This window comes from Terrabacter sp. P2_E3 (genome assembly GCF_056403915.1).
In genome coordinates, this window is the sequence record NZ_JBFUEN010000021.1 from 1 (window position 1) to 20,300 (window position 20,300).

22 protein-coding genes and 2 pseudogenes are annotated in these 20,300 nt (G+C 66.0%); 8 read left to right on the forward strand and 16 right to left on the reverse strand.

All coding sequences use genetic code 11. The annotated features are described in order from the left end of the window. Together AC1DW8_RS20720 and AC1DW8_RS20725 are read left to right on the forward strand one after the other, a co-directional pair. Positions 1-244 (forward strand): annotated as a pseudogene (locus tag AC1DW8_RS20720) (IS110 family transposase); the annotation flags it as partial. Positions 245-256: 12 nt separating this feature from the next. Continuing rightward, positions 257-433, forward strand: a pseudogene (locus AC1DW8_RS20725) (IS256 family transposase); the annotation flags it as partial. Between the two features lie 92 nt (positions 434-525). Here AC1DW8_RS20725 and AC1DW8_RS20730 read toward each other — a convergent pair. The 8 genes from AC1DW8_RS20730 to AC1DW8_RS20765 form a co-directional block, all read right to left on the reverse strand. Beyond that, positions 526-1,170, reverse strand: a complete 645-nt coding sequence (locus AC1DW8_RS20730) for a hypothetical protein (RefSeq protein WP_478095724.1) — start codon at positions 1,168-1,170, stop codon at positions 526-528. Positions 1,171-1,429: 259 nt separating this feature from the next. Further along, complete coding sequence (locus tag AC1DW8_RS20735) at positions 1,430-2,323, reverse strand: hypothetical protein (protein WP_478095725.1); 894 nt, start codon at positions 2,321-2,323, stop codon at positions 1,430-1,432. 462 nt (positions 2,324-2,785) lie between these two features. Beyond that, the gene (locus tag AC1DW8_RS20740) at positions 2,786-4,162 is read right to left on the reverse strand and encodes a helix-turn-helix domain-containing protein (RefSeq protein WP_478095726.1); all 1,377 of its coding nucleotides are present in this window, start codon (positions 4,160-4,162) and stop codon (positions 2,786-2,788) included. Next, a complete protein-coding gene (locus AC1DW8_RS20745) occupies positions 4,162-4,494 on the reverse strand; it encodes a hypothetical protein (RefSeq protein ID WP_478095727.1) in 333 nt (110 codons plus the stop codon). The genes AC1DW8_RS20740 and AC1DW8_RS20745 overlap by 1 nt, the downstream gene beginning before the upstream one ends. A gap of 28 nt (positions 4,495-4,522) precedes the next feature. Then, positions 4,523-5,971: a CHC2 zinc finger domain-containing protein gene (locus tag AC1DW8_RS20750; protein ID WP_478095728.1), complete on the reverse strand. Its 1,449-nt coding sequence runs from the start codon at positions 5,969-5,971 to the stop codon at positions 4,523-4,525. Beyond that, positions 5,968-6,633: a hypothetical protein gene (locus AC1DW8_RS20755; protein WP_478095729.1), complete on the reverse strand. Its 666-nt coding sequence runs from the start codon at positions 6,631-6,633 to the stop codon at positions 5,968-5,970. The genes AC1DW8_RS20750 and AC1DW8_RS20755 overlap by 4 nt, the downstream gene beginning before the upstream one ends. A gap of 75 nt (positions 6,634-6,708) precedes the next feature. Beyond that, positions 6,709-7,134, reverse strand: a complete 426-nt coding sequence (locus AC1DW8_RS20760; RefSeq protein ID WP_478095730.1) for a hypothetical protein — start codon at positions 7,132-7,134, stop codon at positions 6,709-6,711. A 393-nt stretch (positions 7,135-7,527) separates the two neighbouring features. Next, complete coding sequence (locus AC1DW8_RS20765) at positions 7,528-8,949, reverse strand: type IV secretory system conjugative DNA transfer family protein (RefSeq protein WP_478095731.1); 1,422 nt, start codon at positions 8,947-8,949, stop codon at positions 7,528-7,530. 494 nt (positions 8,950-9,443) lie between these two features. Here AC1DW8_RS20765 and AC1DW8_RS20770 point away from each other — a divergent pair, with 494 nt between their 5' ends. Next, positions 9,444-9,791, forward strand: coding sequence for an Imm8 family immunity protein (locus AC1DW8_RS20770; protein WP_478095732.1), 348 nt, complete (start codon positions 9,444-9,446; stop codon positions 9,789-9,791). Between the two features lie 486 nt (positions 9,792-10,277). Here AC1DW8_RS20770 and AC1DW8_RS20775 read toward each other — a convergent pair whose 3' ends face one another. After that, positions 10,278-10,787 (reverse strand): DinB family protein, encoded by a 510-nt coding sequence (locus tag AC1DW8_RS20775; protein ID WP_478095733.1) that lies wholly within the window; start codon positions 10,785-10,787, stop codon positions 10,278-10,280. Between the two features lie 738 nt (positions 10,788-11,525). On the opposite strand from AC1DW8_RS20775, the gene AC1DW8_RS20780 reads away from it, so the two are divergent. Beyond that, a complete protein-coding gene (locus AC1DW8_RS20780) occupies positions 11,526-11,882 on the forward strand; it encodes a hypothetical protein (protein ID WP_478095734.1) in 357 nt (118 codons plus the stop codon). Positions 11,883-11,978: 96 nt separating this feature from the next. On the opposite strand, the gene AC1DW8_RS20785 is transcribed toward AC1DW8_RS20780, so the two are convergent. Both AC1DW8_RS20785 and AC1DW8_RS20790 read right to left on the reverse strand, forming a co-directional pair. Next, on the reverse strand, positions 11,979-12,263 hold the full coding sequence (locus AC1DW8_RS20785; RefSeq protein ID WP_478095735.1) for a DUF7336 domain-containing protein: 285 nt from the start codon (positions 12,261-12,263) through the stop codon (positions 11,979-11,981). 60 nt (positions 12,264-12,323) lie between these two features. Beyond that, entirely contained in the window at positions 12,324-12,620 is a 297-nt protein-coding gene (locus AC1DW8_RS20790; protein WP_478095736.1) for a hypothetical protein, read from the reverse strand. Positions 12,621-12,788: 168 nt separating this feature from the next. Here AC1DW8_RS20790 and AC1DW8_RS20795 point away from each other — a divergent pair, with 168 nt between their 5' ends. After that, positions 12,789-13,067 (forward strand): hypothetical protein, encoded by a 279-nt coding sequence (locus AC1DW8_RS20795; RefSeq protein ID WP_478095737.1) that lies wholly within the window; start codon positions 12,789-12,791, stop codon positions 13,065-13,067. A 73-nt stretch (positions 13,068-13,140) separates the two neighbouring features. Here AC1DW8_RS20795 and AC1DW8_RS20800 read toward each other — a convergent pair whose 3' ends face one another. Both AC1DW8_RS20800 and AC1DW8_RS20805 read right to left on the reverse strand, forming a co-directional pair. Continuing rightward, entirely contained in the window at positions 13,141-13,539 is a 399-nt protein-coding gene (locus AC1DW8_RS20800; protein ID WP_478095738.1) for a hypothetical protein, read from the reverse strand. Positions 13,540-14,240: 701 nt separating this feature from the next. Beyond that, on the reverse strand, positions 14,241-14,765 hold the full coding sequence (locus AC1DW8_RS20805) for a hypothetical protein (protein ID WP_478095739.1): 525 nt from the start codon (positions 14,763-14,765) through the stop codon (positions 14,241-14,243). Positions 14,766-14,977: 212 nt separating this feature from the next. Here AC1DW8_RS20805 and AC1DW8_RS20810 point away from each other — a divergent pair, with 212 nt between their 5' ends. Together AC1DW8_RS20810 and AC1DW8_RS20815 are read left to right on the forward strand one after the other, a co-directional pair. Next, on the forward strand, positions 14,978-15,538 hold the full coding sequence (locus AC1DW8_RS20810) for a DUF4265 domain-containing protein (protein ID WP_082622882.1): 561 nt from the start codon (positions 14,978-14,980) through the stop codon (positions 15,536-15,538). Between the two features lie 286 nt (positions 15,539-15,824). Beyond that, positions 15,825-17,024, forward strand: a complete 1,200-nt coding sequence (locus tag AC1DW8_RS20815; RefSeq protein ID WP_056826218.1) for an IS110 family RNA-guided transposase — start codon at positions 15,825-15,827, stop codon at positions 17,022-17,024. Between the two features lie 38 nt (positions 17,025-17,062). On the opposite strand, the gene AC1DW8_RS20820 is transcribed toward AC1DW8_RS20815, so the two are convergent. After that, positions 17,063-17,758 (reverse strand): hypothetical protein, encoded by a 696-nt coding sequence (locus AC1DW8_RS20820; protein WP_056824124.1) that lies wholly within the window; start codon positions 17,756-17,758, stop codon positions 17,063-17,065. A 268-nt stretch (positions 17,759-18,026) separates the two neighbouring features. Here AC1DW8_RS20820 and AC1DW8_RS20825 point away from each other — a divergent pair, with 268 nt between their 5' ends. Beyond that, entirely contained in the window at positions 18,027-18,176 is a 150-nt protein-coding gene (locus tag AC1DW8_RS20825; protein WP_478095740.1) for a hypothetical protein, read from the forward strand. Between the two features lie 461 nt (positions 18,177-18,637). Here the strand turns inward: AC1DW8_RS20825 and AC1DW8_RS20830 are convergent, their stop codons facing one another. Next, entirely contained in the window at positions 18,638-19,675 is a 1,038-nt protein-coding gene (locus AC1DW8_RS20830; protein WP_157623356.1) for a hypothetical protein, read from the reverse strand. Next, positions 19,665-20,300, reverse strand: coding sequence for an ABC transporter ATP-binding protein (locus tag AC1DW8_RS20835; RefSeq protein WP_082622740.1), 636 nt, complete (start codon positions 20,298-20,300; stop codon positions 19,665-19,667). Before AC1DW8_RS20835 ends, AC1DW8_RS20830 begins: the two co-directional genes overlap by 11 nt.

A 20,300-nucleotide genomic window follows, 5' to 3' on the forward strand; every position in this document is an offset into this window, starting at 1 on the left:
CCGCGGCGGCCGCGGCGGGAACCGCCAGCTCAACCGTGCCCTGTTCACGATCGCCCGAACCCAAGCGCGATGGCACCCAGACGCGCGCATATACCTCGCGCGCAAACGCGCCGAGGGCAAGAGCGCGGCCGAAGCTCGACGGTGCCTGAAACGCCACCTCGCTGCCGTCGTGTACCGAGCCATGATCCGCGACCTGCAAGCCCAAAAGCCACCGCTGCCAAAGACAAACTCCGACGCCGCTTGACGAGAGCGGCGCCCCAACCGTGAAGCCATCGTCCGCCTCGTCGGGGCCGTCCTGGCCGAGCAGACCGACGAATGGGCCGAAGGCCGCCGCTACCTCGGCCTGGACGTCCTGGCCCGCTCACGCGTCAACCTGGTCCCCACCCCCGAACCAGAGATCGGAACTGATGGCCTGCCCGCCCTGACCGCCTGACCCATCACCACGGATCACGCAGCGCTACACCACTACCCGGGACTTGACCGGCCACTCGAGGCAGTCGCGCGCTGGTTTCGGCTTGCTCAGCCCTAGGTGCCGGCTGAAGAGGGCTCGGGCTGGGCCCTGCGATACCTCCAGATCGCGTGATCCAGGGCTGTCGAACTCACCTTCAGGCGAGATGCGACGGTGGTGACCAGTTGAGACGCTTCGGCTGTGTTTCGAACATGCGGAAGCCGGTCCTGAACGAAGCGCATCAGCCACGTATCTGGCTTCACGTCATCAATGCCGAGAAGCATGCGGAAATACGACCATGTCACCGGCCCGCATCCCTTCACGGACAAGTACGCCCTCTTGGCCTCGGGCAGGCGGGCGGCGACATCCCTCGCGTGCAAGATCCCAATGGAACTCAAGGCCAGAGCGACATCCATCACGACCGTGGCTTTGTAACGGCCGCTCAACTTTCCAGAGTTCGTCAAGTTCCGAAGGTGGGCCTCGTCGACGGCTGCGAGCACTCTAAGGTCGTCAGCCTTCTCGGTCCTGAAGTTCCGCCAGCGTGTGACCGCGCCGTACACCCCCGTGGCCTTTTGACGGCTGCCGTACCGAGCGCGGACCGAGAACACCGCGTCGATCAGTGCCGCTTCGACTTCGTTCGGCCAGCCTCCCGGCCATTCGGCTGGCGAGGAGCCGATCGTCTCTAGGACGTACTCATGGAGGACATCTAGGTCGCTACTCATGCCCCACTCCCTGTAGTGCTACTCCCCAATCGATTGAGGCATAGCGGAGCCTAACTGCGATCTGAAGGGATAGGGGCGTGCCATGGGACGTCGCCCTGAGCGCGTTGATGCCGTACCTGATGGATGCGGTTGAGGCACCTGCGGCCTCTACGCGGCGGATAGACGCGCCTCGTCCGTGACCGGGCTGGCGCGATGGCCACCCCGGTCCCCCCGGCCGCCGGCCATCGCGGGTGTCGTGGTACGACGGAGCTGGCACGCGCTACTCCACGACTAGCACCAAGCGATCGTGGGTGATCACGATCCCCAAGCCTTCGTCAGCGGCAAGTGCCCCAGGTATCGACTTGCTGAAAGTTGCATAGGTGCAGCGGTCGAGTCGAAAGTCCGTTAGGTCGCCGGATACTGCGTCGAACAACGCAGTCACCCTCTCCTGGAGCGAATGCACCCTGGCGGACGAACGTGAAGTCAGGAAAGAATCGGGCTTACCCGAGATCCGTGCGGCAACGAGGCTGGCAGTGACATTATGGTCCGAGTCTTCGCGATGCAGACCAGGAAGCAACTCCATGTCATGCTGATAGGGGGCCATCAAGTCAATGACGTCTTGGTATGAGGCGGTGAAGCTGGCGATGTGCCACAGTTCATGGTCGGAGGCTTCCAAAGATGTTTTGAGGGCATCAAGTTCGGGGGGATTGATGACCCAGTCATCGAGTGTCGCGAGTGCCCCCTCGATCGCCTGAGTGTGCTTACTCCGCACCTGAAACGCGTCTATTTCTCGAACAGTTTGCCATGTATCGTCGGTCTTGGCTGCCAGGAAGGAGTACTGGCTTTCTCCATGGATAAAGAACTCGTAGACCGCACAAACCATGCGACGTCGGCGAAGTCGTTCGGGTAGAACTGAGACGATATTCGGAACGTGAGCAGGCAGCGTTGCGGCCGTCGTGCTGAGTTCCTCGATTGCCCTGAAAATGCTCTGGAAGTCATGGTTTGGCGTTGCCTCGTGCTTGTCGGAGTTAGCCGAAAGCCGAACCGTGTGCAGGGCCGCATGTCCAGTCCAGCCGCGAGATTTGAGGTCTTCAGTGATCGAGTACAGGGAGCAGTTACTAGAGGACCAATTTGTGTCGCTAGCCTTCAGTATCCTCTCCCAGAGAGCGGCCACGTCCCGTGACGCTCGCCCAAGATCGTCCGAGTCATAGCCACTGATCTGGAGCTCATACAGGTCTCGGATGATTCTCCGGGTGTTGGTCTCGAGGTAGTCGACGAGTCGCAAGTAGCCATTCCTGTCGGTCAGCGCGGAGCCGGTCGGCCTGGGGGACTGAAAGTGAGATGCTTGCATGCCGAGAGCACGGCCTCAAAGCGGCACGCCGGCCTGATCGGGCGGTCCTCGACGTCTACCTACTTCCTCGATGTATAAAGATGCTTGAGGCTCCCACTCATCTCGCGCACGCGACCCTGCTCTGGCGATCGGGACCCCGGACCGGAGGGGCCGGACGCAAGCCCTGCCCGCGGTGTCATGGGCGCAACGGCCGGATCGCGGCGGGATGGGCGCCCTCCGCGAGTGTGATGGTCGCTGGGGCTTCCGTACCGCAAATGCGGTGCGATGCCGCCTTGGCACCTCAATTCACAGGTCTGCAGTGCAGACCACGTCGGCCGTCCGCGGTTTCTGCCGCACGGTGGGTGGGAGTGCTCGCGCGACCTGCGTGGCGGCTGCTTGGGCTTCCCAAAGGGCGCTTGGAAGGTCCGGAACGTCGCAGATCGTGGCGGTGACCATGCGTCCGCCGAGGGTGGCGGCCAGGCGTCGGGCGTCCGCGTTCGCGTGTCGCGCGTGGACGAAGAGAGCGTTGGAGTCGAGTAAACGGCTGGCCCATGGCGTGGCGGTGGGTGTCACACTCGCCAGGACGCTCGCGCCGCGCAGCAGGGATTGGTACGTGGCTTCGGCGTCTAAAGAGGCTTGATGAGCCGGCCCGGTGATGGACGCCAGGCTTGAGTAGAGGTGGCGTGACGCGTCGACGTAGTCATGCGAGGGTGGCGCGCCTGTGGTGGTCTGCGACCATGCCTGGGCCGCACCCTGGAGGGCCAGGGCTGACTGTCGGAGGTGTTCACGAAGGTCTGACGTGGCAGACGTCGGCGTCGTGGCCCTCAGGACGGCGTCCAGCGCGGCGTAGAGATGCACGCCCTGCCTATTGACGTCTCTGAGTACTTCGACGCTCGGGACGCGAGCACAGAGCTCCGCGCGGACAGCCTGCGCCCACTGGTGGATCGCGAGATCAAGCCCATCCGCGTCGGTGAGGAGCTCGCGGGCGTGGGAGGGGGCTGCGACGTTCTGCAGCCCACTCAAGGGTGTGCCGTTCGGCAGCCGCTGGACCAGGGGCGCCGCGTACTGGGCGATAGCCAGAGGTCGGTCAGCGATGGCAGGATCGCACATGCTCAGGACTTGGGTTGCCGCGGCGCCAGCAACATCGAGGCATTCCTTCGCGATCGTCGCCGCCGACGCTGCCTGCAGCTCGGGGACGGCGGGGTCCATTCTGTTGAGGACGAGCAGGTCCGTGAGGGCGCCGACTATGCACGCGAGTCGCGCGAGTGAGTGGTCGTCGTCGCTCGGTGAGGGGTGGACGGGCCCGTTGAGCGTGAGCTCGCCTCTAGGGATGCGGTAGCCGGTGTCCGTGGGGGCTGCCAGCAGTGCGCCGGCCCGGATGCTCTTCCTCGTTGCGGCTTCGCTGATCCCAAGGAACCGCGCGGCCTCGCGTGGCGTGAAGTCGGGTTGGTCGCCTACGGGCTGGAGCGGCTGGGGATAGTCGCGGAACGCCCTGTGCAGCGCGACGGTGTGGGCGTCGGCGGGTGACCATCCGACGCGTGCGCTCACGAGCTCGTGCAGCAGCCTGTAGATGCTCTGGTCGAACGACTCCCACTGCTGCATGGATACTGGCTGACGGGATCGTTGGAGGTCGGCGAGTGTGAGACGGGCTCTCTCGAGCAGGTCAGTGGCGGTCGTCGTCATCAGTGACGCGCCTTGAGGGTGCTCTGCGGTCGCGCGTCGAGGTCTCGCGCGTTCTCTGCGAGGTCGAGGACGTGGGCGCGCCAGAACGCGAGGTCGCTGGGCGACTCTTCAACAGTCAGCTGGTCAAGCGCCTCGCCGGCTGACGTCAGGTGGGCGTGCAGGTCCCGCAGGGGAACGTTCGCAGTCGGTGGCATGGGGTCGAGGCCCGAGGCGATGAGCCGGATCGTCCCGGCCATGGCTGACCACGGGTCGAGCGGGTTCCCCTGGGCGCGGTCCGCGGCGAGGTCGGAGGCCGCTTGCAGCTCGGCGGCGGCGGTCTCGAGGAGTGTCATTGATGGCATGCAGTTCGACGCTCCCGGTTCAGATCAGGGATGGGGTGGCGGGGATACGTGGGGTAGCGCGGGTAGTTGTTGGCGGCTGGCGCATCGCGTCCTCGAGGGCTTTGGCGTAGGCGTCGCGCGGGTTCCAGCCGTGGCGGGTCATCTCTGACGTCGAGTCGCGCAGGAGCTGTGCTCGCTCGGTCGGTGGCAGCTGAGCAGCGAGCGCAGCGATCGTGTCGACGGCATCCCGGATGGGGTCGTCGACACGATCGAGCAGCAGCTGGATCAGCTGTCGCCCAGGGACGACCGTGCTGGGGACTTCCGGATCGTGCGCGTTGCTGGGGCGAGCGAAGAGGTCGCCCAGTCCGTTCGGGCCTCGGGCGGCCAGCCAGTCGGCAGGATCGGACCCTGACGGGAGTTGGCTGACCAGCACGGGGGCGCGCCGCTCGATGCAGGCGGCGTCGAGCCAACGAGTCGTGCCTTGCTGCCCGGCCGGGTCGCCGTCGAAAGCGATCCTCGGCGGCCTGTGGGTCATCGCCAGGACCTGGTCCACGTGGGTGGGCGATACCGCGACTCCGTTGGTGGAGCAGACCGCGACGCGCGATGAGGCCTCGACGGCCGCGGCAGCGGCGGCGACGGCCAGGGCGTCGAGCGCTCCTTCGACGACGAGGACCTGGGCGTCGGGGGAGTGCGGGCGGTGGGTCGGTCGGTAGAGGACCTGGGACTTGTCGAACACGGGCGTGTGCGTCGGGTTGCGGTACTTGGGGGCGGCGGGGTGGCCGCTGATGTCCCGTCCGATGAAGCCGCGGATCTGGTTCCGTTCATTGGTGATCGGGATGATGACTCGGTTGCGGTAGGTGTCGATGAGGCGCCCGCCTCGGGTGCGCATGGCGAGGTCCATGCCGAGGAGCTCGTCGTCGTCGACGCCCTGGGAGCGGAGGTGATCGGTCAGGGACGACCAGCCGTGCGTGGCGTGGCCGACGAAGATCTGTCCCCCGAAGGCGCGGGTGAGCGGGTCGAGGTCGATGCCGCGGCGGTGCTGCAGGTAGTGCGTGGCGAAGCCGGCGCCTACGGGCGTGGCGAAGTGTTCCCAGGCCTGCTGGTTGATCTCGAACGCGCGGCTAGAGGGGATGTCGGCAATGGCCGGTTCGGGGACGGCTCGGAGGTGGGGTCGAGGTCGGACTACGGACAGCGAACGCTCCCGGTACCGGTCCCCGTCGAGCTCGGCCACGGCTTCGAGAAAGCCCAGGTTGCGGGTGCGGCGGACGAAGTCGATGACGTCCCCGCTGGCGCCGCAGCCGAAGCAATGGAAATGGTCCGGAACGCCGTCCACCGAGAACGATGGCGTCGTGTCGTCGTGGAAGGGGCAGCAGCCGACGTAGCCGTGCCCGCGCTGGTGCAGCTCGACCCCGGCTGCCGCGACCACGTCCGGGAGTGGGTGCCGGGCGCGGACCTCCTCGACGTCGACGGAGCGTCGTCGGACGTTCACAGCTGCGCCTCGACGACGTGAACGGTGTCCTGGTCGGCGGAGTCGAGCGCGGCGCTGTAGCTGGCGACGAGCTGGGTGAAGGACTCGATGGACATGTGGATGTCGGTGTCCGTGGCGTGCGCGAAGGCGCGGTCGACGGCGGCGCGGGAGGCGCTCGGGGAGAGGACGGCATACTCCTGCCACGTCGGGTCGTAGGCGTACAGCAGGCCGTGGCTGGCCGTGTCGCCGTCGAGCCGCAGCGAGATCCGCTGGTTGCTGCGCGGCCCCCAGCGCATGCCGTAGTCGCGGTCGATGCCGCGGATGATGCGGTGCTGGGAGTCGAACGCCTTCGGCCCGACCCACTCGATGGTCGGCTTCGGCTGGGGCGCCGCGACCCCGTGGGCGTATCCCGCTGCGCGGAGGTCCGTGATCTCGCTGGTGCCGGCGTCGAGTGCGGTCGTGATGCGTTCGGCGATGGCGAACGGGTCGTGCCCGACGACCGGGGCCAGGAGCTGCCCGATGGCGTGCGCGTAGGCGTTGCGCTGACCGAGGCGGTACCAGTAGTCGATCGGGTCGTGCTCCTCGACGTTGCGGCTCGCGTTGCGGGCCAGGGCCAGGAGCTGGTCGACGGTGGCGTGCGACGTGGGCTCGATCGTTGGCCTGGGGTGCGCGTTGGCTGACATTGCGGCCCTCCCGTGCGCGGGGCGCTCCCGCGCTTCTGGAGGGAGGACAGTCCGCGGGGGACACCATGTGTCCGTTCAATCGGACTGCGGCGCAGAGACTTTCGCGCTGGGCCATGGCGCGATGAGATCGTCGCGGTGGCCGGCGACCGAGCACTGCGTCTTGGCTACGTGCTGGGAGAGGAAGATCTGCGCGTCGTGGAGGGCGCGGACGAAGTCCATGGCGGCGGTGGGGGAGGCGGTGTCGGCGTAGTCGGCGCGCTCGTGGTCGCGGAGCGCGGAGAGGATCTCGATGAGCGCGCCGTGTTGCGCCCAGCACGGAGGGATGATGCGTGGCTCGACAGCGAAGCGGCGCACCAGGTGACGCACCCACTCGTCGAGCTCCTGCATGCGGTCACGGGTTTCGTGCTCGGTGAGGGATGGCCAGTGCACGGGTCCGCGGAGCTGGCCGAAGGTCCGCTCGAACGGATCCTCACCGAAGTCCAGCGCTTCGTCGGTCGTCACGGAGCAGGACTGTGCGGGCGGGTGGGGTTGTCGTCGGCGCGGGCGTCAGGGGCTTGCCGCAGGGAGGCGATGATCGCGGCCGTTGCCGTCCTGCGGTCTGAGCGCCTCCACGTCGGGTGCGCGTCGATGAGGGCGTGCAGCCTCTGGTGGTCCCGACGGCACAGGGGCACCAGGTCCTCGACTGGCTCGATGCCCAGACGCGCGTAGGTGGCGTGGTGCAGGTGCCCGGCTTTGAGGGTCCAGCGTCGACCGCAAACCAGGCACGAAGGCTCCACGCCGGCGGCGGTCAGCCAAGCGGCATACCACTGCTTGCGCTTGTCGCTCCACATGCGCGAGTTGAGGTACGCGTCGTAGGCAGCCCGGCGGGGCCGCCGGGTCCGTCGGGCGGTGGGGTCAGGGACGGACGAGGCTCGCATCGCGAATCCTCTGCTCGAGGTCCGTGCGCGCAGCAGTGAGGCTCTTGGCATCCTGGCGCTTGGTCCAGGGGCTCATGGTCAGCGCGATGGGTGGTGCCGAGCGCATGAGGAGCACGGCCGACCCGAAGGGGAGGGTGCGCAGCTCGGCCGGCGTCAGGATCGGCACCTCGCTCGTGGAGGTCGAGGTCGAGTGGCGGCCGTCGTGGCCGGTGCTGCGGCTCGTGACGTCCTTGGGTCGGGTGCCGATGAGCTTGGACAGGTCGTCGAGGTCGCGTGCGTTGGACCCGCCGCCGAGGATGAGCTTGACGATGGCGGCGTCCCAAATGGCCGACGCTGCGTGTTCGCCCCACACGGCTCGGGCTTGCGCCAGGGACTGGAGGACGACGGTCGTGGCGATGCCGGAGCCGCCGCCGTCGGACATGAGCGAGGCGAGCGAGGGGAGTGGGTAGTTCGCCGCCTCGTCGAGGATCATCGACAGGGGAGGGTCGAGGCGTGAGCCGGGGGAGCCGGCGGCCTTGCGCCGGGCGACCTCGAGCACGTCCTCGAGGAACGCGCCGACCAGGCCGGCTGTGGCGGCGGCGCCGGTCGAGGTGCCGAGCAGGTAGACGGTGCCGTTGTTGGCCAGGACGTTTGCTGGGTCGAGCTGCTCGCCCTCGGCGGGGGAGACGGCCTGCAGGACGCGAGGGTCGGCGAGGGCGGCGAAGGCGATGGAGACCATGGCCCAGACGGAGTCGCGCTGCCTGGGGTCGGCGCTGATGATGGAGTCGAGCCCTTGGTGCCACGCCTGCGCCGCGTGTGGGCTCGTGCTGAGGATCATGACCGCTTCGCGGGCATGGACCGCGGACAGCGACCACCGGTAGAGATCCGCCGGGTCGCAATGGCCAAGGGCAGCGGCGTGAAGAAGTGCGCGCACGGCCTGCTCGGCAGAGGACTGCCAGAAGTTCGCGTCGGTGGTGCCGGACGCCGCGCCTTTGGTGAGCGCCTTGGCGCGGATCATCGCGATGTGCGGGTCCTCACAGCCGCGGATGGGTGACCATCGAGCTGTCGAAGGAACCCCGGGTGCGAGGCCTTGCGGATCGAAGACGGCCACTGGGCCAGCAGATTGCCGGGCGCGCAGTGTCGCTGTGATGTTGTCGGGACGGGTGCTCGTCGTCACCACCGCCCCGGGCGCGTCGAGGATGGCCGGGATGACGAGATGCACCCCCTTGCCGGAGCGCGGCGGCCCCAAGACGACGGTGGAGTCCTCGACCGTGGCGAAGCACTTGATGCCGGCGCTCAGCCCGACCGCATGCGCGACGTCATGGACGGATGCCCCGGCGGACGACGGCCGCAGTGTCTGGATGCGACCTTTGAGCCGACCTGCTCCCGCGGCACGAGCGATGTCCGAGCGGGTGGCCATGCCGGTGCGGTGGTGCCACGCCACCCGCTGAGTTCGTGCTCGGCTCGCACGATGGATGACGTAGGCCGCGCCTCCAACAGACAAACCGAGTGCGAACGCCAGACACCAGAACTCAGGCGTGGAACCACCGCTATGGCCCCACGCGGCGGCTGGTTGATCAGGGTGCAGCAGAACAGATAGGACTCGACCGCCGGAGAACTTCGGAGCCGGGCTGCTGTGGATCCACGCTTGGAAGGTGGCGGCCAGCCACAGCAGCCCGCTCACACCAAGAGCCGTCGCCAGGGCGCCGAGCGCAGCGGAGTCGCGTATGGGTAAGGCCCTTGATGCGTCGGTCATGAATGGCATAGAGACGGCAGGGGGCACGACCGATGGACGCCCTCGCCTGGCTTGGTCTGCGGGCCGCTCTTCACGCAGGCCTGTTGGGGTCACACCAATTGTGACCGACCGGCGGCAGATGAGTGCGTTCGTACGGCAGGATCGGTCGCATGCGAGCCGTGCTGAAGAGCCTCGACCTTGAGCCCGACCCCTCAACGCTTTCCGACGATGCTGCCGAGTTTTCGTTGCTAGCTCGGATGATCGTCGGGCCGCCTGACTCGCCTGGAGAGGAGTCTTTCGACGTTACGGTCTGCACGCCGGAGTGGCTAGCCAGGGCGTGCACCCGAGTTGGCGGCATCTACAACGCTCGGCACCACCTCATCGTCAACTTCGAGGAGTTCGATCAGGTTCGGCTCCGAGCCTGGCTGTCGGCGAGAGTGCAAGAGGTTGAGGCCGAAGACTGGTCGGAGGTCGGCCAGCGCCTCGGCCGTCTCGGGTACTGGGAGTTCGAGGACTACGGCGGCTGATCGATCGCACCAACCGCGGCATGTCCGGATGCGTGAGTCCATGGCCAGCGCGCGTTCGTGATCAGCAGCTAAGTTCGGGACCGTGAGTCCTCGCGTGAGGTTGTTCTTCATCGTGGCGGCCTGCCTCCTGGCCGGCGTCTGGCTCTGGCGGGCGTTCACAAGCCCGAATGCCGATTGGCTCTTCTGGTTGTCGGCTGCGCTCTGGGCCGGATTCGCCGGTGCTGGAGTACGTGATTTGAGGCGTGCCCGCAGTGATGCCCCAGAGCGACCAGCCCTGAGTGGCACATACCTCTCGTGCACCCGCCTGGTCTTTGCGCCGGCGGGACGGCCGATCGGCGCGCGGCAGATGCGTGCGCACATCGAGACAACCTTGGCCGCGTCCCGGTCCTTCAGCGCCCAGGCGTCAGGCTTGCGGTGGGGATCGAGCGAGCCGTCGTCAGCCCTGACGATTCGGACGAGCAGTGGATGCCGCGCCCGGCTGGGCGGTCATTCGCCAGTGGGGCCACTCGCGAGTTCAGCCACGATGTCGAGATGGCCGGCATGCCTGGCGTACTCCTGTACGAGGTGCAGCAGCACCCGCTCGAGGGTTGCCGGTGGCTGACCATCCCACCGAGGGCCGGGCCTTCCGACATCGGTCAGAGCGTGGGCCCGAATGATGGCGTTACTGCGTCCGGACTGCTCGCGGAAGGCCACGAGTAGGTCGGTGAGGGGCTCGGTGTCGTCCACGAACCAGTGCCCATTGCGGCTATCCGCCCACGGCTCGGCAACCGTGGCACCTTCGAATCCCCACTCGAGCCATCGCTGCTCGACATGCGTCAGGTGCTTCAAGAGCTGTACCGGTGTCCACGCAGAGGGGAGTCTGCTCGTTCGCTGGTCCTTCTCGGACAGGCCTTCGACCCGCTGTACGATTTGGTCGCGGAAGTAGTCGAGGTAGCGAACGAGCACCTCGGCGGACGACGATGCAGGCTTGGTCGGTTCCGGGAAGGGCGTGCTCACCCGCCGAGTATGACCGCCGTTGAGTCGATGAGCGCAGCCGTCCTCAGCGCGGCATTTCCGGACGTCTATGTCGCAGAGCCTCATCTACCTGCCGCGGTGCAAGCATCTGCGGAGCACTAACCTACTCTTGCGATCCTCGAGACTGGTGCTTCCTCCGCCGCCGGAATGCCCCGACCACAGCCCCTACCAAGACGAGTTGGGTGACGACCGCCGCGGCGATCCACCAGTTGCGATGCTCGGCGCTGCGCGCCACCACGGTGCCAACACTCATGAGAAATGCGATCTCGAGGGCAGCGAATCCGAGCAACTGGGTCCACGGGGCGGTTGTCTCGGCTCTCGAATCAGTACTCATGTCAGAGGTGCCCACAACTGACGGAAACGCCGGTACTTGCACACCACCAGGCTCTTGCGATATCGGCCGCCCCAGGTCTCTCGCAAGAGTAGAGCCTGGTGCTCCCGAGGCGAGCAAGGGAGACATTGTCAGCACTGCTACGAATGGCCTTCATCATCACTAACCCCTGTCACACGGTCGTTCTCTGAGCGACTCTGGCGGCGACTCGCAGGGGTGTCAACAGCAGGATGTTGCGGTGATCCGAACTGCCCGTCCCGCGGTCCTCCCGAGGCTTGGCTCCGCAACCGCGCTCGTCGCTCGACCGCGCTGTTCGCGGCAGATGAGTGCGTCATCGTTTCCTGTCTGCCACGATCGCGTCCAGGAGCAATAGAGACAGGAAAGCCACGATGGGACTGTTCAAACGCAAGTCACGCTCGCCCGCGCCGCCTGCACCCGAGCATGCCGTGATCCTCCACTACGCCCTGTCGAACGACGAGCACGGGACCAGCGAGGAGCGGCAAGCGATCTTCGCCCTCGAGGACCGCCTGGCGAACCTGATCGAATCTCAACACCTGGGTGCCCACGACGGCAATGAGTTCGGCGGCGGTCAGGCAACCATCTACTGCTACGGACCGGACGCCGACCGCCTATTCGCCGGCATCGAATCCGAAGTTCGGGCCTTTCCCGCACGACCGGCCCAGGCATACGTCCGATTTGGTGACGCCTCGGACAGCAACGCTCAAGAGCGGCGGATCGAACTGTAGGCAGGCCCGGAACCCGGCCGGCCAACGGCTTCGGGTCACTCTGTCGACCCTCGCCTCGCGGCAAGAGCGGACGTTCGGTCGATAGCGGCCAGCGGGTTAGTCAGCCTCGCGTGGCTCGCTGACGAAGCCTTCCGTCCAGTGGTCTTCTCCGAGTGCGTAGCCGTCGATCATGAAGCAGTCCGGCTCGCCTCTGAAGCCCGGCAGTTTTCTGGTTCGGGCAATCGCTGCTTCCGCCGCCTCTTCATCTTCGTAGACTCCGATGACCTTGAGGTCGTCGTACACCTCGTCATATGCCAGTTCGCCATCCTCGCCACGGTGCTCTATTGGCACGTCGTCGAGGTTGCGAGCGTGCCGCACGTGCCACACGAGGAACACATCCATTCGCCGACCGTAGCGGTGCCGAAGAGCCCGGTCCGGTTGAACCTTCAGCGGCATGAGCGGTCAATGCTCGTGTTGATCCATCGCCGCTTCCAGCGCGATGAACCCTCCCAATCGGCTTGTGCGCGGCCATGGCGGCGTCTCGCGCTTCGTGGTCCAGCTGAGATGCACGATCGCGAATGTGCCGTCCGATCCGCGATAGACCACGGAGTCACAGCCCTCGCACTTCGCGATGGCGGTCAGGTGCAGCCCGTGCAGTTCGTGGCCGTCAGCGATCTCGGCCGCCGCTTCATCCTCGAATGCCCGAGCGCTGTCGCCTTCGACTCGGCGCCAGGGCTCGCGGAAGTCGGTCGACGTCATGAGGGCAGAGTGGCATGCCAGCGCTCAACGTGCGGCGCCTTGAGCCGCGCGAGCTGGGCAATGTCGGGCGTTCTGTTCGTCCCGAGAGGTCGCCGGACCGGTAGCGTCTAGGCCAGTTGCGAAGGGGGAAGGGTGACAACGCGGGCCACAGCACGGGACTCGACACGGATGATTCTGCTTCCCTGCCTGCTGGCCGCGGCGGGCGCCGCTATGGCTGTCGCCGGCGGCATCTGGTGGGCATGGGACGCCAACCCAAATGTTGGCAAGATTCTGCTGCTCGTGGCGTGCGGGGTTTTCGGCGCCTCGTACTGGACGGCCCGTAGTCCACGACGACTGCCCATCTGGAGTGTCGTTGGCGCATCGGCTCTCATTCTCCTCGGTGCTGGATATGCCATATGGGCGGCCATCGGCACGATCGTCTCTCAATCGACCATGTTCGCCGGCTGACAACCGCGGGTCAGCGCGCCGACATCAGAGACGGTTCGCGCTCGGCGGCAGATTCGGACGAGCGTAGCCGTCCTCAGTGCGGCAGATCCGTGCATTCACGCGCCGGGTCCGGCAGGCTGACATCGTGAGCAAGAGGCGGCCGAATCGAAGTCCACTGACGCAGGAAGAGCAGCTCGGGGGAGAGCTGCGCCTGCTGCTGAGTGATCTGTGCTCGCAGCTTGGATTCTGCCTTCCTCCAGACGCCCAGGAAGAACTGATCGTCAACCCTCCGCGCGATGTGGACGAGTTCACTGATGCCGTTCTGCAAGCTGAGGGCATGGACCCGGTGTACGTCGCAGGAGAGACCCGCAAACCTGTCCGAAGAATGGTGGAGGTCAAGGTCGGTCATCTGCTCTGATCGCGGCAGATTCGGACGAGCGTAGCCGTCCTCAGTGCGGCAGTTGAGTGCGTTGTCGGCCGCTTCGGGCTTCACGCCCTTACAGTGATCGCAAGGAGGCCCGAAGGTTGAAGATTCCCCCGGCGATCCCACCCTCGGCCCCTTGGCCTCGGATGCGAGTGCTCGCTCTGGTGGCCGGCATCGTGGTCGGATTGCTCGCAGCGGCGACCGTCCTCGTTGCAGCTGGATATGCGGAAGGACAACTGCATTCGCTCCTAGCTGCCGCGAGCGGCGTGGCCGGCCTGTGGGCCGGCCGCTACACCTACACGGGCCTCATGAAGCACAAGGCTCGGCGACCGCAGGTCGGCTCCGAGCGGCCCACGGGTAGCGCTGCCCGCAGGTAGTTCTTGCCGTTCCAGTCCGGAGATCAGTGGGTTGGTCGGTCATTCGGAGCGCGATTCGCGGCAGAAGCGGACGTTCCGGCTAGGGTCGCGGCATGGCTGTGCATGACGGCTACGAGTACATCGGACATGGTCCCAGTGCCACTGGGACACCCACGGGGTGGTCGGTGCGACCCGGCCTGGTGGCTGAGTGTCCGCGGTGCCGTGACCTGCTCAGGCTCGACCCAACTGAAACGGCCTCCTGCTCCTGCGGTGCATTGCACAAGGATTCTGACGCGGGCCGATTCGGGAGCACGTTCGCCGACGACCGAATCGCGATCTACCGCCCACTCTGACGCAACGCGGCATGAGCGCTAACGCCTACCGCTGATAGTCAGACGGTGCTCCACGGCGGTTTTAGGACGGTCGCTGGCACAACTTGGGGTCGACGCCGAACTTCTCGATCATGAAGCGCCAGAACAGCGGGACGGCGTCCGCAGCAGGGCGCACGATGCGGTCGTTCCTCCCGGTCACGGACAGGTGCTCGATGAGAACCGTGCCGGGAGTCACCTTGAACATCGAGTTGGGGGCCCGAACCGCGACCACGTCATAGGGCGGGTCTGTCAGAGGCGTGGGCCGGACTAACAAGTCGTGCATCGAAGTGGATGCCGCGAGAACGTCCTCCGCGCCCGCCTCTCGCACGCTCGTGACGATGGCGGACATGTGCTGGAACTCGGGGTGCGTCGAGGACCAGGAGTCGAACTCCCGGTCGAGTTCTTCCCAGGGGCGCTGTCTGAAGGGATAGGGCCACCCCATCGTTCTCACGACGAGATCGTCGCACGCTCTGCCTGTCGACCCCGTGTGCGACATGATGCCTACGCGCTCCGCGGCAAATCCGGTAAACGTCTCACGCTTGATGAGCGGACGTTCGACCTCATGCATGGCATGCTCCATGCTGCGGATCAAGGGAGCGCCCTCGCTCGTAATCGAAGGTCGACCATATTCGACGCTTGCCTTGTGCGGGTCGTGTCAGGTGGCGCCTAGTGGCTGTGGCTCACGACGGTCGCCATGGTTCTTGTGGTAACCGGTCAGTTGGAGCGTCGCACCATAGAGCGGCACGAGCGAGGCCGCGCAAAGCTTGGAGGAGTAGGACCATGGACTCAGGCAATGTCGCGAACCCTCACGAACACCCTCGCGCTGGAACGACTGATGTTGAGCGGCTCTATAAGGTTGCTTTCGATCTGCCGGAGAACCTTGCGAGATGGGCTCGCGCCTCGACGGAGCGTCTATGGACCGAGAAGACGCCGGTGAGAATGGAGTCACGAGTCTGCAACGTCCCCTTCTACGTCAAGGGGATTGCGCTTGGCGACATCGTCCGCGTGCGGGCGGATAACGAGCGTCGAGAGTTGGTGTTCGAGGAGTTCGTCGCGCCTTCTGGGCACTCAACAGTTCGCCTCATCATCTTGGATAAAACTGAGTTGGACCGCATCGGGTCGCTGCTAAAGAAGTTCGAGTGCGCCTGGGAGGTGGACGGCTCAGGCATCCTCTGGGCAATCGACGTACCACCCGCCGTCGCCTATGACACGCTCCTAATCGCCCTCATGCAGCTCAAAGAAGCCGGAAAGATCGAAATCGAAGAGAGCGCCGTTGCACAGGGGCATCGCAAGGGACTTGACACGCTCGGCCAGTCAGGTGGTCTGCCCACTGGAGGGTGAGGAGTGACCACAACGGCAGCGCGGCGTGACTGCGCGCGCGTGGCCGTCCTCAGAGCGGCTACTTGTTTCATTGACGGCAGGACCGGTGCCTGCGCAGGCTCTGGTTTAGGTGCCCGGGCTCGTCGCTCGCAAACGCGGCTGCCCACGCCTGGTCGTGTGGCTCTCACATGGGTTGCGCCGCCCGGGCACCGCCGGGCAGGAGAGGCTCAAGAAGGGATTGCTCTGCTCGAAGTAGCGGTGCCCTCCACGCCCAACCAGTAGTCGGTTCCGGGCGAGGGAGGTTCACATGGAAGAGCAGGTTCCGCGGGTCGTGATCGGCATGGACCCGCACAAGCGCAGCGTGACGATCGAGGTGATGACGGCCGACGAGACGGTCCTCGATGGTGGCCGGTTCGACACGAGCGTCGAGGGCTACCAGGCGATGCTCGAGCACGTCGCGGCGTGGCCGGAGCGGGTCTGGGCGATCGAGGGGTGCGAGGGGATTGGCCGGCACATCGCGCACCGGCTGATCGCGGACGGGCAGGTCGTGGTCGACGTGCCGGCGAAGCTGTCCGCTCGGGCTCGGGTGTTCGCGACCGGGCAGGGCCGCAAGACCGACGCGACCGACGCGCACTCCGTCGCGCTCGTCGGCACGAGGATGGCCGGGCTGCGCCCGGTCGTGACGGATGCGCAGCTGGAGGTGCTGCAGCTGCTCGTTGACCGTCGCCGCTCGATCGGGGACGAGCACACCCGCAAGATCAGCCAGCTGCACCGAATCCTGTTGGAACTGCTGCCTGGTGGCGCGAAGAAGTACCTCTCCGCGGCCCAGGCCAAGGCCATCCTGGCCGGCATCCGACCGCGGGATGCGGTCGGGAAGACCCGCAAGCGGGTCGCCGCGGAGCTGGTCGCTGACCTGGAGCGGATCTACGCGCGGAAGAAGGCCGCGGACAAGGAGCTGAAGGAGCTCGTCGCGGCGACCGGGACCTCGCTGCTGGGGTTGCACGGGGTCGGCCCGTCGGGTGCGGCGCGGCTGCTCGTCGAGGTCGGTGACCTGTCTCGGTTCCCGGACCGTAACCACTTCGCCTCCTGGACCGGCACTGCTCCGATCGATGCGTCCTCCGGCGATCACGTGCGCCATCGGCTCTCTCGGGGCGGGAACCGCCAGATCAACCGGGTGCTGCACATCATGGCCACAGTCCAGCTGCGCACCCCGACCGAAGGCCGCGCGTACTTCGACCGGAAGAAGGCCTCCGGGAAGAGCTCGATGGAAGCGATGCGCTGCCTCAAACGGCGCCTGTCCGACCTCGTCTTCCGGACCATGCTCGGCGACTACGTCGCCGGTCGGATCACGACAGCCACACGACAGGTGACGGGCCCGGGAGGGCACCGGGGCAACGTCTCTGACTCCAGCGCGACCGGCTCACAACCCCACACCGGCTCTTCGGACAAGCCACTTCCCGGACCCGTCACGACCCAGCGTAGAACGCACCTCCCTGCCGCGTCTTGACACAGAAGGGAGCCATGTGCGGACGCGGCTGGAGCGTCTCAGAACGGTCGAGGGAGCCAGGGCGGCGCGGGGTTGACCCCGTCTCCCGGCCAGCTCAAGTCGTCGAAGTAGGCGACCTCGAAGGTCTCGAGTCGGTCGTCAGCCAATAGCCCCTCGGCGACGGCATCGCCTGCGGCGACGAGGGTGCTGTCCCAGTCGATGTCGGTGGCAAGGCACCAGGCGTGGTCCTGCGGCCACACCAAGCTGGCCGATTGTGGAAACGTCTCCTGCATTCCGGGCCACGTTGTTACGACACCTTTTGGCCCGGTGAACAAGGCGTAGTCCCGGCCGCCCCACCCGGGCATGACAACCTCAGGCAGCTCCAAGTCAGTCCAACTGCCCCAGCCGACCCAGACTGCGAAGACCAAGTCCTCTCCGGGGAGGTGATCGAAAACTGCGGCTTGCACGTCCGGCGGCATCGACCCTTCCTCAGGGTCGTCGTCGCCGTTGCGGCTCGTGCCGTCGAAGTCCGGGCAGATACCGCACCACTGCGCGAGCGGATGCATCTTTCGGTCGTTCGCGGCCGCAATCTGCGCCCACGTCTGCGCGCCCGCCGGGTGAAAGACCCGCACCACTCTGGAGAATCCCGTCGGCACGACAGAACCGACCGGAATCCCGGGAAGGTCGTGCCCGAGGAGTCTCTCGTTGACCCAGTCACCGGCGTGTGGATCCGTGAGTCGGCTCAGCGCGGCCATGGCGCGATCATGCCTGACATCGGCAGCAACCGTGCGGTTTAGCGCGGCTCGGGCCCGTGGATGCCGTCTCGCACAATAAGGCGTTCGGGGTCGGCTCGGTTGGCACCCGACCGTCCCGACGGCGGCATGTGCGGATCACCTCTATACCTACTACCAGCGGCATGGTCGGGCGATCGTAGTCGCCCTCAGAGCGGCAGTTCCGGATAACACACGAGGAGGGGTGAGGGTTTGGATAGAGTCTGGCCCTTGCCGTGTCTTGGGGGCTGCCGTGACGTTGTTCGAGTTCATCATCGGTTTCGCGCTGCCCCCGATGGCGCTCGTGGGTTTGCCCGTATTCCTTGGCTACGTCGTATTCAGGTTGATCAAGCCCAAAGTTGCGCAGGCCGATGGTCGCGACCACGGAGACCCCCGGGTGTGACCGGGAAGCGCGTGGCCGCATCTCGAGAACGATCAGCGGCAGATCCGGATGTTGGCTGACGGTCCTCGGTACATCGGGGCCGCAGTGTGTGTTCCGGGGCTCGGCGGGACGGCACGAACGCACCTGCGCAGCCGGTCAACGCCGGTCAAGTGAACGCTCTAGTGCCAGACACCCCTTCTGGCTCAGGTGGAGCGTCAAGAGTTCAGCACTGAGAACGGCCTACCGATCAAGCCATTGACGGCTTCGTCGTAGTCGAAGGCGACCATTGCGGCTGGGCAAGGTCACGCGTTCGTGGGCAGCGGGCCCGGAGCGGCACGAGGTTGGCGAGCCCGTCGGCGGCTTCGTCGTTGCCCTTCGGGCCGCGCTGAAGGTGAGCCTCCGGAACCTTCTGGCCCCTGGTTTGCACAAAGCGTTGCTTGCCACCGTCATCTGCTTGTCAGCGACCGGGGGAAGACCCGGGGCTAACGGTCCTTGGCTAGATCGTTAGGACTGCGCACCGCGAGGTCGAGCGAGGCGACGATAGAAGTGAGCGTCCAAACGCCCGCCATAGCCAAGCCCCAAACCACGGGAACCGTCGCGTCCAGGTGCCCCTTTGCCAGGACAGCGGACGCCGTCGCGGCCGAGGCTGCGGCGGTTCCTGCGATCAGTAGTGCTTCCACGGTCAGCAGGGACACGACCGAGGTGGCGGATGTGCCGGACATGCGGTAAACGGCAATTTCGCTTGCACGGAGGCGAGTGCTGATTGCTGTGGCCAAGGCGCCCAGCGCTCCAAGAAGTAGGGGAAGCCAGCGGCTCGGGCGCTTGAGGTACGTGTCCACCGGGTCATTGGTCGGCACTAGCAATTCGGTGGACGTCACCGCGTTCCCGCTCGTGTGTAGTTGTGCGGCGAGGGCGTCCCTTGTCGTTTGCGCGTCTGCGAAGGGATCGAGGATGACTACGCAATGTTCGCTTGTGCTCGCACTGGCCCGGGGCGGGAGGGTGATGCCGAAGCCAGTGCCTAGACCTTCTGCGTGTGGCTCCGCAACCACGGCTTTTGCTGGTTCGTCACCGATGCGGACGACGAAGCCTCCGGACGCATGATCGGATAGCTTGGGTCCGACGAGCAGGTCGGCGTCCTTCAATTCGGGGAATAGGGTGATGCTGGCCCGCTGGGCAGGGAGGCGGTTGCCCACTGGAAGCACGTTGAGCTCCCGCTCTGGTTCGAGAACCCCGGCAGCCCGGACCCCGGACTGTGTCGCAAGCGCCTCACATGAGGCTCGAGAGATGAGGGTTGGTTCTTCGGGCTTCAACGCAGAGAAGGTGAGGACGTTGTGTCCGTCGTCCGCGAGGGCCTGAACTTCCTTCCGCAGTGATTCGGTTTCGACGAGTATGAAGGCACTTGAACCGGAGCCGGCGAGTACGGCGAGCGCAAGGACAGGAAACATGCGCGACCCAGCTCCGAAGACATTCTTGAATGCCTCGCGGATGAGCAGGTGCGGGCGCCAGCGGTCAGTTGCCATGGTTTTCCAGGGTCCGAAGATGGACGGCGGCTGAGGCCGAACTGACGAGGATGGGGTCGTGCGTTGCCACTACGATTGTGGCGCGAGCTCTGAGCTCATGGAGGATTTGCGCGATCAACTCAGTGTTGGTCGCGTCAAGGTTGGCGGACGGTTCGTCGGCAAGGATCAGCTCCTTGCCCGAGGCCAAGGCGCGAGCGAGCGCAAGCCGCTGCAACTCGCCTCCTGAAAGCCGGCGCGCCTGCTGTTGAAGCCGGTCACCGAGATGAACGAGCTCCAGGGCCTCGACTGCTCGCTCCCGCGCGTCGCTGAGTCGTGCGCCGGAGCTTAAGGGGGCGATGGCCACGTTCTCCAGGGCGCTTCGACGAGCTAGGGCGTTAGAACCTTGGGGCACCCAGGCAACACGGCTCGGGTCCGGAGGTAAGGGTGCGGGGCCTGAACCGTGAAACTCGATGCATCCGGCGCTGAGCGACTGGTAGCCGGAAAGGGCGGCGAGCAGTGTCGATTTGCCGCTCCCGGAGGGACCGACGAGGGCGGTCACTTGGCCTGAAGCAAAATGCGTAGTCAACCCAGAGAACACGATGCGGTTGCCAAAGTGCACCGCTGCATCGAGAACCTCGATCTGCAT